The organism is Staphylococcus sp. HMSC36A10 (genome assembly GCF_001838845.1).
Classification (GTDB): domain Bacteria; phylum Bacillota; class Bacilli; order Staphylococcales; family Staphylococcaceae; genus Staphylococcus; species Staphylococcus aureus.
The window spans coordinates 18,195-36,012 of the sequence record NZ_KV839090.1; the positions used below are offsets into that span (position 1 = coordinate 18,195).

General features: G+C 32.2%; 17 protein-coding genes. 7 read left to right on the forward strand and 10 right to left on the reverse strand.

Annotation, left to right across the window (positions count from 1 at the left end):
• The 4 genes from pcrA to purB all read right to left on the reverse strand — a co-directional run bounded on the left by pcrA (position 1) and on the right by purB (position 4,760).
• Complete coding sequence (gene pcrA, locus HMPREF3247_RS05645) at positions 1 to 2,193, reverse strand: DNA helicase PcrA (protein ID WP_000992924.1); 2,193 nt, start codon at positions 2,191 to 2,193, stop codon at positions 1 to 3.
• Positions 2,190 to 2,882 (reverse strand): heptaprenylglyceryl phosphate synthase, encoded by a 693-nt coding sequence (locus tag HMPREF3247_RS05650; protein ID WP_000272070.1) that lies wholly within the window; start codon positions 2,880 to 2,882, stop codon positions 2,190 to 2,192. Before HMPREF3247_RS05650 ends, pcrA begins: the two co-directional genes overlap by 4 nt.
• A 171-nt stretch (positions 2,883 to 3,053) precedes the next feature.
• Positions 3,054 to 3,356, reverse strand: a complete 303-nt coding sequence (locus HMPREF3247_RS05655; protein ID WP_001165363.1) for a YerC/YecD family TrpR-related protein — start codon at positions 3,354 to 3,356, stop codon at positions 3,054 to 3,056.
• Positions 3,357 to 3,464: 108 nt separating this feature from the next.
• Complete coding sequence (gene purB, locus HMPREF3247_RS05660) at positions 3,465 to 4,760, reverse strand: adenylosuccinate lyase (protein ID WP_000572878.1); 1,296 nt, start codon at positions 4,758 to 4,760, stop codon at positions 3,465 to 3,467.
• 860 nt (positions 4,761 to 5,620) lie between these two features.
• Here purB and scpA point away from each other — a divergent pair.
• Both scpA and HMPREF3247_RS05670 read left to right on the forward strand, forming a co-directional pair.
• Entirely contained in the window at positions 5,621 to 6,787 is a 1,167-nt protein-coding gene (gene scpA / locus HMPREF3247_RS05665) for a cysteine protease staphopain A (RefSeq protein WP_000827764.1), read from the forward strand.
• Positions 6,788 to 6,817: 30 nt separating this feature from the next.
• Positions 6,818 to 7,144, forward strand: a complete 327-nt coding sequence (locus HMPREF3247_RS05670; protein ID WP_000434933.1) for a staphostatin A — start codon at positions 6,818 to 6,820, stop codon at positions 7,142 to 7,144.
• 291 nt (positions 7,145 to 7,435) lie between these two features.
• Here the strand turns inward: HMPREF3247_RS05670 and HMPREF3247_RS05675 are convergent, their stop codons facing one another.
• From HMPREF3247_RS05675 to HMPREF3247_RS05690, 4 genes are all read right to left on the reverse strand, one after another.
• Positions 7,436 to 7,609, reverse strand: coding sequence for an NETI motif-containing protein (locus HMPREF3247_RS05675; protein WP_000669864.1), 174 nt, complete (start codon positions 7,607 to 7,609; stop codon positions 7,436 to 7,438).
• Complete coding sequence (locus HMPREF3247_RS05680) at positions 7,590 to 8,192, reverse strand: DUF2179 domain-containing protein (RefSeq protein WP_000011542.1); 603 nt, start codon at positions 8,190 to 8,192, stop codon at positions 7,590 to 7,592. The genes HMPREF3247_RS05675 and HMPREF3247_RS05680 overlap by 20 nt, the downstream gene beginning before the upstream one ends.
• A 270-nt stretch (positions 8,193 to 8,462) precedes the next feature.
• Positions 8,463 to 9,284: an ammonia-dependent NAD(+) synthetase gene (nadE, locus tag HMPREF3247_RS05685; RefSeq protein ID WP_070866199.1), complete on the reverse strand. Its 822-nt coding sequence runs from the start codon at positions 9,282 to 9,284 to the stop codon at positions 8,463 to 8,465.
• Positions 9,226 to 10,746: a nicotinate phosphoribosyltransferase gene (locus HMPREF3247_RS05690; protein WP_070866200.1), complete on the reverse strand. Its 1,521-nt coding sequence runs from the start codon at positions 10,744 to 10,746 to the stop codon at positions 9,226 to 9,228. The genes nadE and HMPREF3247_RS05690 overlap by 59 nt, the downstream gene beginning before the upstream one ends.
• Before the next feature lie 183 nt (positions 10,747 to 10,929).
• On the opposite strand from HMPREF3247_RS05690, the gene HMPREF3247_RS05695 reads away from it, so the two are divergent.
• The 3 genes from HMPREF3247_RS05695 (at position 10,930) to HMPREF3247_RS05705 (ending at position 12,999) form a co-directional block, all read left to right on the forward strand.
• On the forward strand, positions 10,930 to 12,006 hold the full coding sequence (locus HMPREF3247_RS05695) for a nitric oxide synthase oxygenase (protein WP_070866201.1): 1,077 nt from the start codon (positions 10,930 to 10,932) through the stop codon (positions 12,004 to 12,006).
• Between the two features lie 19 nt (positions 12,007 to 12,025).
• Complete coding sequence (locus tag HMPREF3247_RS05700; protein WP_001177828.1) at positions 12,026 to 12,820, forward strand: prephenate dehydratase; 795 nt, start codon at positions 12,026 to 12,028, stop codon at positions 12,818 to 12,820.
• A gap of 71 nt (positions 12,821 to 12,891) precedes the next feature.
• Positions 12,892 to 12,999, forward strand: coding sequence for a hypothetical protein (locus tag HMPREF3247_RS05705; RefSeq protein WP_001802312.1), 108 nt, complete (start codon positions 12,892 to 12,894; stop codon positions 12,997 to 12,999).
• A 10-nt stretch (positions 13,000 to 13,009) separates the two neighbouring features.
• Here HMPREF3247_RS05705 and HMPREF3247_RS05710 read toward each other — a convergent pair whose 3' ends face one another.
• Both HMPREF3247_RS05710 and HMPREF3247_RS05715 read right to left on the reverse strand, forming a co-directional pair.
• Positions 13,010 to 14,572 (reverse strand): SLC13 family permease, encoded by a 1,563-nt coding sequence (locus HMPREF3247_RS05710; protein WP_000323161.1) that lies wholly within the window; start codon positions 14,570 to 14,572, stop codon positions 13,010 to 13,012.
• A 204-nt stretch (positions 14,573 to 14,776) separates the two neighbouring features.
• Complete coding sequence (locus HMPREF3247_RS05715; protein ID WP_000275709.1) at positions 14,777 to 15,874, reverse strand: glycosyl hydrolase family 28-related protein; 1,098 nt, start codon at positions 15,872 to 15,874, stop codon at positions 14,777 to 14,779.
• A 371-nt stretch (positions 15,875 to 16,245) separates the two neighbouring features.
• Between HMPREF3247_RS05715 and HMPREF3247_RS05720 the strand changes: the two genes are divergently transcribed.
• Positions 16,246 to 16,806, forward strand: coding sequence for a cysteine hydrolase family protein (locus HMPREF3247_RS05720; protein ID WP_000149686.1), 561 nt, complete (start codon positions 16,246 to 16,248; stop codon positions 16,804 to 16,806).
• Positions 16,807 to 16,858: 52 nt separating this feature from the next.
• On the forward strand, positions 16,859 to 17,788 hold the full coding sequence (locus tag HMPREF3247_RS05725) for a manganese-dependent inorganic pyrophosphatase (protein ID WP_001140871.1): 930 nt from the start codon (positions 16,859 to 16,861) through the stop codon (positions 17,786 to 17,788).
• The last annotated feature ends 30 nt before the right edge of the window (positions 17,789 to 17,818 follow it).

Sequence of the window (17,818 nt, forward strand, 5' to 3'; positions counted from 1 at the left end):
TTAATCCTCCTTTTTTTCAATTGGTGCAAATTGCGCTAACAAACGTTTTGGCCCTTGTGATTTAAAGATAATATCTAGTTCGATTGAGCCATTTTTCTCGTTTACATTACTCACCATACCTTCTCCCCAAGCTTTATGCATCACTTTGTCACCTACATTCCAATCAGATGACGATACTTGTTTTTTCGTTGACGTTGTTCGTTGACTAAATCCACGTTTAGCAAAAGGTTTTGCCTTAGGTTGTATAGTTTGTCGTTTGCCACTTGAATGATTTTCTAATAGTGATTCTGGAATTTCCTTTAAAAATCTAGATGGCATATTTGACTGAGGGCGACCAAATAACATTCTTGATGTCGCATGAGTGATATATAACACCTCTTCAGCCCTTGTGATTGCTACATAACAAATTCGACGTTCTTCTTGCATTTCATGATCATCTTCACTCTTAATCGCTCTAATATGTGGGAATAAAGATTCTTCCATCCCCATTATAAAGACGATTGGAAATTCAAGACCCTTAGCCGAGTGCATCGTCATTAGTGTTACGCCATTTTCAGTATCTGCCTCATCAATATCAGCTACTAACGATAAATCCGTTAAAAAGTTAATTAATGACTGTTCTTCTAATGGGGTATTTTCCTCATAGTCTTTTGGTACTGACATAAATTCATCGATGTTTTCTAATCTACTTCGAGATTCTAATGTATTTTCACGTTCAAGCATTTCTCGATAGCCAGACTTTTGTAATACTTCATCAACTATTTCATGAATTTCTAAAAATTCTTGTTCTTTTATCAAGCTTTGGATTAACTCGTAAAAATTAAGACACTCTTGTGTCACCTTTTTTGACAATCCGATAAAATCAGCTTCTCCAAGTGCATCAAACATACTGATATTGTTTTGAAGTGCATAGTTTTGAACTTTTTCAACAGATGAAGGACCTACACCTCTTTTTGGAACATTAATAATACGTTGCAAACTAATGTCATCATTACTATTGGCAATTATACGCAAATAACTTAATAAATCTTTGATTTCTTTACGGTCATAGAACTTTTGGCCACCAACCATTGTGTATGGCATATTAGATTTCATGAATGTTTCCTCAAGTACACGTGATTGTGCATTCGTTCTATATAAAATTGCCATATCTTGATATTTCTTACCATTTCGTTGATGCTTCATAATTTCTCGTATTACAAATTCCGCTTCATCACGTTCCGTCATTGCTTCATAGTAATGAATTTTCTCACCATTCGTATTTGCAGTCCACAGTCCTTTTGGCTTACGTTCAGAATTATTTTTAATCACTTCGTTAGCCGCATTTAAAATCGTTTTCGTCGAACGATAATTTTGCTCTAAAAAGATTGTATTCGCTTCTGGATAGTCTTTTTCAAATGATAAGATATTTTGAATATCAGCACCACGCCAACCATAAATTGACTGATCTGAGTCACCTACAACACATAAGTTTTTAAACTTACTTGCTAATAATTTAACTAATGTGTATTGTGCTTTATTAGTATCTTGATACTCATCTACATGAATATATTGGAATTTGTTCTGATAATATTCTAGAACTTCTGGTACACGCTCAAATAAGTTAATCGTTGTCATAATAAGGTCATCAAAATCTAACGCTTCATTACGTGACAATTGGCGTTGATATCCACTATAAACCGTTGCTACCATTTGCGAGTGATAATCTGTGGCTTCTTTTTGAGCATCTGCAGGTGTTTTAAGTTCATTTTTCAAATTACTGATCGCACCGATAAACATACGAGGTTCAAACTTTTTACTATCAATATTTTCATTTTTTAAGACGTCTTTAATAACAGATTTTTGGTCTGTAGGATCGATTATCGTAAAATTGCGTTCTATACCAATTCGATCTGCATCACGACGTAAAATACGAACACACATTGAGTGGAATGTTGACATCCAAATAACTTCTGCTTGATCACCTACTAATTTTTGAACACGTTCTTTCATTTCTCTTGCAGCTTTATTTGTAAAAGTAATAGCCAAAACATTGTATGGTGAGACATCTTTTTCGTCTAATAAATAAGCAATTCTATGTGTTAAAACACGTGTCTTCCCTGAACCAGCACCTGCCATAATTAACAATGGTCCTTCTGTTGTCTTTACAGCTTCACTTTGCTCTGTATTCATATGATTTAATAACGCATTCATTTACTAGACTCCTTTATTTTTACTGTTTTTAAAGCTTTTTTAATATCTTTATAAATAATATCACCGACGATAATTGTATCTGCAATAGCTGCCATCTCTGTCGCTTGTTGTTCTGAGGAAATACCGCCACCATAAAAAAGTTGCGTTTCTGTTAGATGTTCTGAGACAGCTTGAACCTTTGATACGTCGCCATAAATACCACTATACTCTATATACATAACCGGTAATCGATACATATGATTGACCATTTGGGCATATGCTTCTAAATCTTCTGTTGTTAAATCTGTATTTGCTTTGGTATGTTTTGCCACTTTGCTATCAGCATTGCACACGACATACCCTTCAAATATTACTTCCTCAAAATCTATACTATGTCCATATGTTTTAAGCGCTTCTAATAATGTACCATTGTGAAATACAACATCTGTACTGTTCAGTACTGTAGGTACAAAATAAAAATCAAAACCAGGCATTACACTTTCGATGTTTGATATTTCAAGTACTAAAGGCAATGGGTATCTTCTTACTCTGCTCATTAAATGAATGACATTATCTTCAGTAACGTCATCAGTTCCACCAATCATAATTGCATCTGTTTGAGACATACAAATCGCATCTAAATCATCATCTGAAATATGTTTAGCTGGGTCTAATTTAAAAATATGGCGCCATTTTTTAATGTCATACATTTTCCGAAACTCCTTTTTTAACATACATATGATTATAGCATTTTTAAGTGTCGAGTTCTAAAGACTTAATATGAAATTTAAGTTCTTTTACTCTGTAAATTTTTTCGTGAAAAAACAATGATTATCTACCTTATTAGTGCAGATAGATAACCATTGTTTATCGTTCATTTATTATTCATTTGTTTCAATATTCATACGATCTAAAATCATTGTATAAGCATCATTACCCCATTGTAATGAACGCTTCACTCTAGAAATCGTTGCAGTCGATGCTCCAGATTCTTGTTCAATCGTTGCATAGGTATAACCTTGCTTAATCATTTTAGCAACTTGTAATCTTTGAGACAGTGATTGAATTTCATTTACAGTACACAAATCATCGAAAAATTGGTAACATTCTTCTCTATTTTCTAACGTTAGTATTGCATCAAACAATTCATCTAACGCTGCACCTCGTAATTTTTCAATTTGCATATCGAAACAACCCCTATAATTTTATTCTTTATGTCATTTTAACGCATTAATCTATTAAAGTGTAGCGATTTATATTTTATTAAATCTGAATCGTTACTTTATTTAATTTTATGCTAGTCCAGCGCGTTCGAAAATAGTGTCAACTTGATTCAAATGATGTTTAGGATCGAAACATTCATCCAATTCTTCTTTTGTTAAAACACTTGTAATAGACTCATCTTGTTCGATTAATTCACGGAAAGGTGTTTTCGTTTCCCAAGATATCATCGCTTTTGGTTGTACTTTGTCGTATGCTTCTTCACGAACCATACCTTTATTAATTAATGCTAATAAGACACGTTGTGAGAAAATCAGACCAAATGTTTTATCTATGTTATTACGCATATTATCTTCAAATACAGTTAAACGGTCCACAATATTTGTGAAACGATTCAATGCATAATCTAGTGCTATTGTAACATCTGGTAACATAATACGCTCAGCAGAAGAATGAGAAATATCTCTTTCATGCCATAATGGCACATTCTCATAAGCTGTAGTAATATAACCACGAATGACTCTTGAAATACCTGTGATATTTTCAGAACCAATTGGATTTCGTTTATGAGGCATTGCAGATGAACCTTTTTGGCCTTTTGCAAATGCTTCTTCAACTTCTCTTGTTTCGGTTTTTTGAAGGTTACGAATTTCAACGGCAAATTTTTCTAGTGACGTCGCGATTAATGCTAATGTCGCAATATAGTATGCATGTCGATCGCGTTGCAATGTTTGCGTTGATACAGGAGCTGTGCCAATACCTAAATGTTTACACACATAACTTTCTATTTCAGGAGGAATGTTAGCAAAAGTACCTACTGCACCACTCATTTTCCCTACTTCAATTTCTTCTCTTACTTGTTTGAAACGTTGTAAGTTACGTTGCATTTCCGTGTACCACAATGCCATTTTGACACCAAATGTAGTTGGTTCTGCATGCACTCCATGTGTACGTCCCATCATCAATGTATATTTATAATTTTTTGCTTTTTCAGCTAAAACGTCGATAAATCTTTCTAAATCTTTTTCAATAATGTCATTTGCTTGTTTAATAACGAAACTTAAAGCTGTATCTACAACATCAGTAGAAGTTAAACCATAATGTACCCACTTACGTTCTTCACCTAGCGTTTCAGAAACTTGTCTAGTAAAGGCTACAACATCATGGCGCGTTTCTTGTTCAATTTCTTGTGCACGTTCGACATTTACCTTTGCGTTTTGACGAATTTTTTGTACGTCAGCTTTCGGTATATGTCCTAATTCACTCCATGCTTCACATGCTAAAATTTCCACTTCTAACCATGCTTCATAGCGATTTTGATCAGTCCAAATATTAGACATTTCTTCTCTAGAATAGCGTTCAATCATTTTTTTAACTCCTATCGTATGTATACTCGAATTTTCAAAAACAGAACATTTTTAATAAAAATAAACAAAAAGTTCGTTTTTAACTCTACTCTTCACAGTTTAACAGAATTGGTTATAAATGTATAAAAAATTTCCGTATATTCTCATTCTATTTTATTTTTTACATTAATACAATTATCTATGGCAGATTAATACTGATTTCTAATTGTAAATGTTCGCAATACTTTAATCTAATTGGTATTTATAATGATCCATTGAGAATATATTTTTGCATTTTAGTTTTTCTCCCCTCAACTACACTATCCAACTTTTTATTACAATTAGGACAATCAATAGCTTTAGTAATACCAGATTTTATTCACTTTACTTCTCCTATTGTATGGAATTTCTAATAATCTACTTTACCTAGTTTCATAATATTCCTTCTTACATTTCCATAATATGTTTTAAAATTATTCACTTCTAATATAACAAACTTTCTACTCACAAAAAGAATATATGTTCTATTGCATAGGTATGGCATTTTAAATATAAGACATTAATATTGAACTCCAGAATCGTATAAATACGAAACTGATTATAGAAAAATACGCAGAGATTTTCTTAATAGTAAATTTTTATAGAAAGACATAAATTGACTACGCTTCTTTCAAAATCGACTAATATATTTTCATGAAACTTTCGATTATATTAATTATTGAATGAGATGTTTACAATTTAGTAAATAAGCTACTAAATTATTACATAAACTGATAATGTGTAAAAATTAAATATTTTTTAAACATAGATTAAAAATTTATATTGAAACTCTTAACTAAATTTAATATAATTATTTTATAACAAAATAAAGGAGTTTTTATATGAAAAGAAACTTTCCAAAATTAATAGCTTTAAGTTTAATACTTTCTTTAAGTGTTACCCCTATTGCAAACGCTGAGAGCAATTCAAATATCAAAGCAAAAGATAAGAAGCATGTGCAAGTTAATGTCGAGGACAAGAGTGTTCCTACTGACGTACGTAATTTAGCGCAAAAAGACTATCTTTCTTATGTTACTTCACTTGATAAAATCTATAATAAAGAGAAAGCCTCGTATACACTTGGTGAACCTTTTAAAATTTATAAATTCAACAAAAAGAGTGATGGTAATTATTATTTTCCAGTTTTGAACACTGAAGGTAATATCGATTATATAGTTACAATTTCACCAAAAGTCACTAAGTATTCTAGTTCATCTTCTAAATACACAATCAATGTTTCTCCATTTTTATCTAAAGCCTTAAATCAATATAAAGATCAACAAATTACTATTTTGACAAACTCAAAAGGTTACTATGTGGTTACTCAAAATCATAAAGCTAAACTAGTACTAAAAACACCACGTCTAGAAGATAAAAAGTTAAAAAAGACCGAGAGTATACCTACTGGCAATAATGTAACGCAACTAAAGCAAAAAGCTTCTGTCACTATGCCAACCAGTCAATTTAAAAGTAATAATTATACTTACAACGAGCAATATGTAAATAAACTTGAGAATTTCAAGATAAGAGAAACTCAAGGTAACAATGGTTGGTGTGCAGGCTATACGATGTCTGCATTACTAAATGCGACTTATAATACTAACAAATATCATGCAGAAGCTGTGATGAGATTTTTACACCCAAACTTACAAGGACAACGATTCCAATTTACTGGTTTAACGCCAAGAGAGATGATTTATTTTGGACAAACTCAGGGAAGAAGTCCACAACTTCTTAATAGAATGACTACATATAATGAAGTTGACAATCTTACTAAAAATAATAAAGGAATTGCTGTTTTAGGTAGTAGAGTAGAATCAAGAAATGGTATGCACGCAGGGCATGCCATGGCAGTTGTTGGGAACGCTAAATTAGATAATGGACAAGAGGTTATAATTATATGGAATCCATGGGATAATGGTTTTATGACTCAAGATGCTAAAAACAATGTTATTCCAGTATCCAATGGCGACCATTATCGATGGTATTCATCTATTTATGGTTATTAAAATTTGTATTTTAGAAAGGTAAATAATATTATGGAACAAATTGAATTATTTAGTATTGATAAATTCAAATGTAATTCAGAGGCTAAGTATTATCTTAATATTATTGAGGGAGAATGGCATCCTCAAGATTTAAATGATAGTCCTTTAAAATTTATTCTCAGTACCTCAGACGATTCTGATTACATTTGCAAATATATAAATACAGAACACAAACAACTCACATTATATAATAAAAATAATAGCTCAATTGTTATTGAAATATTTATACCAAATGATAATAAAATACTACTAACAATTATGAACACAGAAGCTTTGGGAACTTCTCCTAGAATGACTTTCATTAAGCATAAGTCATAAGACTATCTAGATATGATTAAGTAAACTATTAATCTTATTAAAGGTCTCTAGGAAGAAAAAATTTCATGCGATGAGATTGTTTTAGAAAAAGCGACGATATATATAATCTAACAATAATTTTTAAAATATTAAGAACCCACAGCATATGCTTTATATAGCTTGCTGGGGGTTTCTCATACAATATGGATCGAGCATCTTGCATGTATAAACAAATAGGCTATTCAAAGTAAAATTACTCAAACTTTGAATAGCCTTTCCTCTTCAAATAGTCTTTATTTAAATTGGATTATGTTATTGGATTTTCTTACCTACAAAAATGATTTCTTGATGTGATACTTCAACCGTGCCATCTTTTTGCTCCTGAAACACGGGTTTTTCAAGACGTTTTACCGGCATATACCCTTGCATTTTCATTCGTGACAAACAATCAGCAATTGTTTCATTCTCATTTACTTTGAATTTCATGTTCTACTACACTTTCCAGTTCTTCTGGTTCATAATCTTTAAGCTTTCTACGACGAATGCCTTTAGTCCAGAATCCACCATGTATGTTTCGAGGTTCATACGCAATGATAAATGCTTTCGGATCTAAATTTTTTATCGTATCCATCAATTTACGTTCATATTTTCTTGGTGTTAAAATTTGCATCACCATACGACTACCATCTCTACCAAACGCAGCATAGTGCGTAACGCCATATCCTAAATTTCGAAGTTCATTCGGTAAATCTAACTCATATTCTGCTGAAGTTACATTTACAACTGTATAACCTAATGCCAGTTTTTCTTCTATTTTCATACCAACAATGATACCTATTGAAAAACCAAATGCGTAGGCAATAATATTTTGAATATGGTCTAAATTAGACATAACCAAACCTAAACCAACGATATAAACTAATACTTCTAAAAAACTAACTGATGCAGCAATATAACGATAACCTTTCAACGTTAAAATTGTTCGCATCGTTAAAAACGTTACATAACAAACGTTAATGATAAATATAGTTAGTACCATTAACCATGGATTTTCTGTTACGAATGACATAAGGCGCCCCACTCTCTTTCAATTACACTTTAAATACCAAACTGCTTCAACCTAACCTTAATGAATGCATATTAATATAATATAGTACGAAAACTCTCATAAATAAATAGCGAATTTGTCATAAATAAAAATTTATTCTCAAATGAACATACTTACTTTAGTTCATACACTTTCAATTTATACACTGAAGTAGTCTAGCTGAATGTGGTTTAATGTTATTAATTCTAACTCATATTTAATTTAAGTCACACGTTAGAAGAAAAAATTAAATTAGGATTTTGGCCACGTGTATCTTGTATATGCAAGTTCACGTTTGTGTGCATTTCGTATATAATGATTTTCAATTACTTTTTGTTCTTCTGGCGTAACTGGCTTACCTTCTAAATAATTATCAATCGCCTCATAAGTTACACCTAATGCATCTTCATCTGGAAGCTGTGGTTTATCATCTTCTAAATCAGCAGTTGGCGTTTTTTCATATAATTCCTTTGGCGCACCAAGATACGCTAATAATTGACGACCTTGTCGTTTATTCAAACCAAATATAGGTGCGATATCTGCAGCACCATCACCGTACTTCGTATAAAAACCAGTTATATTTTCAGCTGAATGATCTGTTCCTACTACAATACCTTGTCGGTTTGAAGCAATTGAAAATTGTACTTTCATACGTTCACGCGCTTTTTCATTTCCTTTTTGGAAATCTGTAAGAACAATACCGGCTTCTTTTAGTGATTGCACACTTTGATCAACTGCAGGCTTAATATTGACTGTTACTATTTCATCTGGTTCAATGAATCGCAAAGCTTGGTCAACTTCATCAGCATCTTTTTGAACTCCATAAGGTAATTTAACTGCAATAAACGTACAATCAATGCCTTCTTCACGTAATTCGTTAACAGACATTTGTACTAATTTTCCAACTAATGTAGAATCTTGTCCTCCTGAAATACCTAACACTAAAGATTTTATAAATGAATGTGATTGTACATAATTTTTTATAAATTGCTTTAATTCCATAATTTCTTCAGCACTATCGATACGCTTTTTCACTTTCATTTCTTGTACAATAACGTCTTGTAATATACTCATTATCTTCTTCCATCTCCTTAACGTGTTCCGCAACTTCAAAAATACGTTTATGTTTATTATCCCAACATGCCTTGCTTAAATCGACTGGATATTCTTGTGGATTCAGGAAACGCTTATTTTCATCCCAAATAGATTGTAATCCTTGTGCTAAATATTCACGTGATTCATCTTCTGTTGGCATTTGATATACTAATTTACCATTTTCATAAATATTATGATGCAAATCAATGGCTTCGAAAGATTTTATAAATTTCATTTTATAAGTATGCACTGGATGGAATAATTTTAAAGGTTGTTCATCGTATGGATTTTCATTTTCCAAAGTAATATAATCGCCTTCTGCCTTACCTGTTTTCTTGTTTATAATGCGATATACATTTTTCTTACCTGGCGTCGTAACCTTTTCAGCGTTATTTGATAATTTAATACGATCACTATATGAACCATCTTCATTTTCAATAGCTACAAGTTTATATACTGCACCCAATGCTGGTTGATCGTATCCTGTAATCAGCTTTGTACCAACGCCCCAAGAATCTACTTTTGCACCTTGTGCTTTCAAACTCGTAATCGTTTCTTCATCCAAATCATTAGACGCGATAATTTTAGTTTCAGTAAATCCTGCTTCATCAAGCATACGTCTTGCCTCTTTAGATAAATAAGCGATATCTCCAGAATCTAATCGAATACCTACAAAGTTAATTTTGTCACCTAATTCTTTTGCAACTTTTATTGCATTTGGCACGCCAGATTTTAAAGTATGGAACGTATCTACTAGGAACACACAATTTTTATGTCTTTCAGCATATTTTTTGAAGGCAACATATTCGTCTCCATAAGTTTGGACAAATGCATGTGCATGTGTACCAGACACAGGTATACCAAATAATTTACCCGCCCTAACATTACTTGTAGAATCAAAGCCTCCGATGTAAGCAGCTCTAGCGCCCCACAATGCTGCATCAATTTCTTGCGCACGACGTGTACCAAACTCCATTAATTTATCATTTGATGCAATTTGACGAATTCTACTTGCCTTTGTTGTAATTAGTGTATGGAAATTTACAATGTTTAATAAAATTGTTTCTATTAATTGCGCTTGAATCAATGGTGCTTCTACGCGTAACAATGGTTCGTTACCAAAGCATAACTCGCCTTCTTGCATCGAACGGATGCTTCCTGTGAATTTTAAATCTTTTAAATATGATAAGAAATCATCCTTGTAGCCAATAGACTTTAAATATTCCAAATCAGATTCTGAAAATCCAAAATGTTCTATAAAATCAATGACGCGTTTTAAACCATTAAAAACAGCATAGCCACTATTAAATGGCATTTTTCTAAAATACAAATCAAATACAGCCATTTTTTCATGAATATTATCATTCCAATAACTTTCAGCCATATTTATTTGATATAAGTCATTATGTAACATTAAACTGTCGTCTTCTAATTGGTACACTTGTATCTCTCCAATCGACCTAAATATTTTCTTACATTTTATCATAATTCATTTTTTTATATACATAAGAGCCCCTTAATTTCCATACTTTTAATTAAAATCAACCAACAATTTAATGACATATACATAATTTTTAAGAGTATTTTAATAATGTAGACTATAATATAAAGCGAGGTGTTGTTAATGTTATTTAAAGAGGCTCAAGCTTTCATAGAAAACATGTATAAAGAGTGTCATTATGAAACGCAAATTATCAATAAACGTTTACATGACATTGAACTAGAAATAAAAGAAACTGGGACATATACACATACAGAAGAAGAACTTATTTATGGTGCTAAAATGGCTTGGCGTAATTCAAATCGTTGCATTGGTCGTTTATTTTGGGATTCGTTAAATGTCATTGATGCAAGAGATGTTACTGACGAAGCATCGTTCTTATCATCAATTACTTATCATATTACACAGGCTACAAATGGAGGTAAATTAAAGCCGTATATTACTATATATGCTCCAAAGGATGGACCTAAAATTTTCAACAATCAATTAATTCGCTATGCTGGCTATGACAATTGTGGTGATTCTGCTGAAAAAGAAGTTACACGCTTAGCAAATCACTTAGGTTGGAAAGGAAAAGGTACTAATTTTGACGTGTTACCACTGATTTACCAATTACCTAATGAGTCAGTTAAATTTTACGAATATCCTACTTCATTAATTAAAGAAGTACCTATTGAACATAATCATTATCCAAAATTAAGAAAATTGAACTTAAAATGGTATGCAGTCCCTATCATTTCCAACATGGACTTAAAAATCGGTGGCATTGTGTATCCAACTGCACCCTTTAACGGTTGGTATATGGTAACTGAAATTGGCGTACGTAACTTTATTGATGATTACCGTTACAATTTACTAGAAAAAGTTGCAGATGCGTTTGAATTTGATACACTTAAAAATAATTCATTTAATAAAGATCGAGCACTTGTTGAATTGAACTATGCTGTGTATCATTCCTTTAAAAAAGAAGGCGTATCAATTGTCGATCATTTGACCGCTGCAAAGCAATTCGAACTATTCGAACGTAACGAAGCACAACAAGGTCGTCAAGTTACCGGAAAATGGTCTTGGCTAGCACCGCCATTATCTCCAACATTGACGTCAAATTATCATCACGGATATGACAATACAGTAAAAGATCCAAACTTTTTCTATAAAAAGAAAGAATCAAATGCTAACCAGTGCCCTTTCCATCATTAAGTTAGTAGAGGTGTAGCATATGCAATTATATTATTTAGGCCCTAAAGGTACATTTTCATATTTGGCTTGTCGTCAGTATTTTTCTGAAAATGAAGCAACTTTTCAACCAAAGTCAAATTTATTTGAAGTCATCAAGGCAGTTGCAGATGATGACACATCGATTGGTGTTGTCCCTATTGAAAATTCTATAGAAGGAACAATCAACATTGTGGCAGATGCACTTGCACAGCAAGATGTCTTTGCACACGGTGAAATACGTTTAGATATTAACTTTGCATTATATGGTAATGGAACAGATTCCATTTCTGATATTAAAAAAGTGTATTCTATTGCACCAGCAATCAGTCAAACAACAAATTACATACATCAACATCAATTTGACTATGATTATGTCGACAGTACAATTCAAAGTTTGACTAAAATTGAAAATGGCGTTGCAGCAATTGCACCTTTAGGTAGTGGCGAAGCTTATGGTTTTACACCTATTGATACACATATTGAAGACTATCCACATAACGTGACACGTTTTTTAGTTATAAAAAATCAGCAGCAATTTGATCAAAATGCGACATCATTGATGTTTTTAATTACACCAATGCATGATAAACCTGGGCTGTTAGCAAGTGTGCTTAATACATTTGCTTTGTTTAATATTAATTTATCCTGGATTGAGTCTCGTCCTTTAAAAACACAATTAGGTATGTATCGATTTTTCGTTCAGGCTGATTCTGCAATTACAACCGATATAAAGAAAGTCATTGCTATTTTAGAAACCTTAGATTTCAAAGTAGAAATGATTGGTGCTTTTAATTAAACTTTATTTTCTAGGTTCTACAATTTAAATAAAATAAAGAGTCAACCAAGGATTAAAATAGGAATCCATCCTTGGTTGACTTTCTTTTGTTTGTATTGTTTTTACACGATGCTGCTGTATACGTTTCATTACCACTCGTTCAAGCAATTGCTAATGTAACCTTTTATTTTTCGTTCTAATCTGCAATTACTATTTCAATGGCAGTGGTTGATTTATATCAATACCTAAAACTATAGGCATTACATAATACACGACTAAAATAATAATTATTGCACTGATTAAGTTTACCCAGAATCCTACTGATGCCATTTGTTTGATAGATATTTTACCTGAACCAAAGATAATTGCATTCGGTGGTGTCCCTACTGGTAACATGTATGCACAGTTAGCCGCCATAGCTGCAGGTGCCATAAGTAGTAATGGATGCACTCCAACAGCAACAGACAACGTTGCTAAAATCGGTAAAATCATCGTTGCAGTTGCAGTATTAGATGTCACTTCAGTTAAAAATAAGACAAAGATTGTTATGACAATTACAATAAGAATCGGACTAACACCATTTAATGATTTCAACTGTTCGCCTAACCATTTTGCTAAACCACTTTCAGAAATACCTTTCGCTAATGCTAAACCGCCACCAAATAAAATTAATACACCCCAAGGGAGCTCTTTTGCAACTTCCCAGTCAATGATACGGCGATGTTTTTCAGTATTTTTAGCTGGAATAATAAATAATAATATTGATATAAAAATAGCAATCGTACCATCTGCAACAGATGACGTAACTTCCCATTTTTTCAGAAGAAACTCTCTTGTAATCCATAATAAGCTGGCAAGTACAAAGATAGTTTGTACTACCTTTTCTTCATACTTCATTTTGCCAAGCTCGTCTAACTTTTGTTTAATTAACGTCTGACCACCAGGTAAATATTTCAAATCATGTCTAAACGCAACATATCTTAAATAGAGCCAAGTAATACCTAACAAAACAATGACCGTTGGAATCCCTACAATCATCCATTTAGCAAAACTAATTTCATGTCCAAAATGTTGCATGTATTGTCCTTTTAAAATAATTAATGGCGGGGTTCCGATTAATGTACCCAAGCCACCAATCGTACCTGCATAGCCAATTGCTAAAACTAGAGATTTTTCAAACTTTTGAATACTTGTTTGATTCGTATTGGCTTCTTGTAAATCATGTGCTTCCTTAATAATTGCTAAACCAATCGGAATCATAATCATTACAGCTGCAGTGTTCGATACAAACATAGATAAGAATCCTGTTGCCACCATGAATCCAAGTAATATTTTTGAAGTGCTTGCACCAATTAAATTAATAATAGTCAAAGCTACTCTCGTATGTAAATTCCATCTTTCCATTGCAATTGCCAAAATAAATCCACCTAAAAACAAAAAGATAATATCATTGCCATATTCGGATGATACTTGTTCTGGTGTAAGTATGTGACCTAATGGTAATAACACAATTGGTAATAAGCTCGTTGCTGCAATAGGAATTGCTTCAGTAATCCACCAAGTCGCAATCCATAAAGTAATCGCTAAAACATAGACGCCTTTCCAAGGTAAGTCTTGTGGATGAAAGAACAATAATGTTAATAGGAAAAGTAATGGACCTAATATTAGTCCAATAAGTTGTCCCGCACTAAACGGTTTCTTTTTCTTTGATTTTGAAAAGAATGTTAAATACCTTTTCGATATCATTGATTGATGTTGATTGAAATAAGCCATAAATTTCCCCCTCATGATGATTATGACAAGCTACTTCAACTCACTATATTAGAGTATAGAAAGTTGTCTATCTTGTATTATCATTACCGTCAAAATACCCCTTTTATCAGATAATTGGGTTTATTATAGCATATTTATACCGTTTTATGAATGCGCTTTCAAAAATTATCTACTATTCTTAATCCTAATGTCATGCGAAACTTTTTACTTTTTTATTTCATCTATATTGATTGTAGTAACTTGAATACCCGCTTCAACAGGACTTAAAAACACTGTATCAATATCTTCTAAATGAATTGATTGAGTCGAATTATTGAATGTATTCCCAACGATTAATACATCTTTATGTTTAACATTATTATAATTACGTACATGTATCGCATCTTTAGACATTGATCCTTTAAATTCATTTCCAATTATATTCATATTTATGCCTGCTTGGGAACCTAAGTCTTTTCCTGTCATCACATCTGCTGCATTTTTACCATCTCTAACTCCTAAATATCTAATACCACCCTCACAGTTAATAAACTTATTATTAATAATGAAAGCATCTTTATACTTCAAGGGAGTTAATGCATAACCTTGTATATCTTCAAATATATTATTTCTAATATGAATATTCTCATAGTAACGATTATGTCTACTTGCATGTGAGCCAATAGCACGATTCCAACTTCCCATTTCGGGCAATTCTGAAGGTCCAAAATAACAATCTTCGATAACGACATTTTTCGTTATCGTACCATCTGTCGTTCCGAATTTTGGAAAAGCACCAGGTACTTGAATGTCTAATTGTATTGCTTCAGAATAAAAGCGTTCGCCACTATAGTCTATAAATCCTTCAAATGAACAGCTTTTAATATAGAGTCCATTAATCCCGCAAGTATCAATTGCATGACCACTCACTACATTCTTAATAGTCACACCTATTAATTGAATATCTTCAGCATGCCCAATGCACATAGCTGTATTGTTATAAGGATACGATACGCCATTCATATCAAACTTGCCGCCTTTAATATGAATATGACTGTGTCCATTATAACCACGATAAAAACCAAAGCGATGACCATTTTTTAATAAAGGACCAGAATGACATCGGCGTAAAATAGTTTCATTATCCAACAAAAGTGTTGTATTGCCATATATCGTTAATGGTTTGCAAATATCATACGTCCCTTTCGGTATATAAACTGTCGTTGGTTTACATCTTCCACGATTTAACGCATGTTGTATTGCTCGAGTATCTTTAGTTTTGTTTATGCCTGTTAACCCATAATCTTTCATATTGATATACATAAATCGTCATCCTTTGTCTATTTTCTAATTACTCATATATTAACCAATTATTCAAATTATAATCGTGTTAGGTTGATTTAACAGATAGTCATAAATCTCGTGATGCCATCTATTAGCATTTTTATATTCAAAACATCAACACTTGATATTAGTTCTAAGTTTGTCACATTTAGTATTCTATTACAGCTATTTTAAAACTATCGCAAAAACTTCTTATATTATTTGTTGATTGCGTGATTTGCTCTTCCAAAAAAGTTGATTAATCTATATACTTAATCTATATTTATATATTAACCATTAGGGTTAAAAATTACTCTAGCATTTATGAATAGATGGGAGTTTATTTTATTATTATATAGGAGAGATGTTGAATGACACATCGCGCACTATTAGTTGTTGACTATTCATATGACTTTATCGCAGATGACGGCTTACTAACATGCGGTAAACCTGGACAAAATATTGAAGATTTTATTGTTTCTCGTATCAATGACTTTAATTATTATCAAGACCATATATTCTTTTTAATGGATTTACATTATTTACATGACATTCATCATCCTGAAAGTAAATTATTCCCACCACACAATATCGTAGATACAAGTGGTAGAGAATTATACGGTAAAGTAGGTAAATTATACGAAACAATTAAAGCGCAACCTAATGTACATTTCATTGATAAAACGCGCTATGATTCGTTCTTTGGTACCCCGCTTGATAGTTTATTGAGAGAAAGAAGTATTAATCAAGTCGAAATCGTTGGTGTATGTACCGATATTTGCGTGTTACATACAGCAATTTCTGCATACAACTTAGGTTATAAAATTTCAGTACCTGCTGAGGGAGTGGCTTCATTTAATCAAAAAGGGCATGAATGGGCACTTGCACATTTCAAAAACTCATTAGGTGCAGAGGTAGAACAACACGTTTAAATCGTGCTAAAATAATTATAAAGAATACAATTTACAAGGGAGATATTTGACAATGGCTAAAACATATATTTTCGGACATAAGAATCCAGACACTGATGCAATTTCATCTGCGATTATTATGGCAGAATTTGAACAACTTAGAGGTAATTCAGGAGCCAAAGCATACCGTTTAGGTGATGTGAGTGCAGAAACTCAATTCGCGTTAGATACATTTAATGTACCTGCTCCGGAATTATTAACGGATGATTTAGATGGTCAAGATGTTATCTTAGTTGATCATAACGAATTCCAACAAAGTTCTGATACGATTGCCTCTGCTACAATTAAGCATGTAATTGATCATCACAGAATTGCAAATTTCGAAACTGCTGGTCCTTTATGTTATCGTGCTGAACCAGTTGGTTGTACAGCTACAATTTTATACAAAATGTTTAGAGAACGTGGCTTTGAAATTAAACCTGAAATTGCCGGTTTAATGTTATCAGCAATTATCTCAGATAGCTTACTTTTCAAATCACCAACATGTACACAACAAGACGTTAAAGCAGCTGAAGAATTAAAAGATATTGCTAAAGTTGATATTCAAAAGTACGGCTTAGATATGTTAAAAGCAGGTGCTTCAACAACTGATAAATCAGTTGAATTCTTATTAAACATGGATGCTAAATCATTTACTATGGGTGACTATGTGACTCGTATTGCACAAGTTAATGCTGTTGACCTTGACGAAGTGTTAAATCGTAAAGAAGATTTAGAAAAAGAAATGTTAGCTGTAAGTGCACAAGAAAAATATGACTTATTTGTACTTGTTGTTACTGACATCATTAATAGTGATTCTAAAATTTTAGTTGTAGGTGCTGAAAAAGATAAAGTCGGCGAAGCATTCAATGTTCAATTAGAAGATGACATGGCCTTCTTATCTGGTGTTGTTTCTCGAAAAAAACAAATCGTACCTCAAATCACTGAAGCATTAACAAAATAATACTATATTACTGTCTATTTATAGACATGT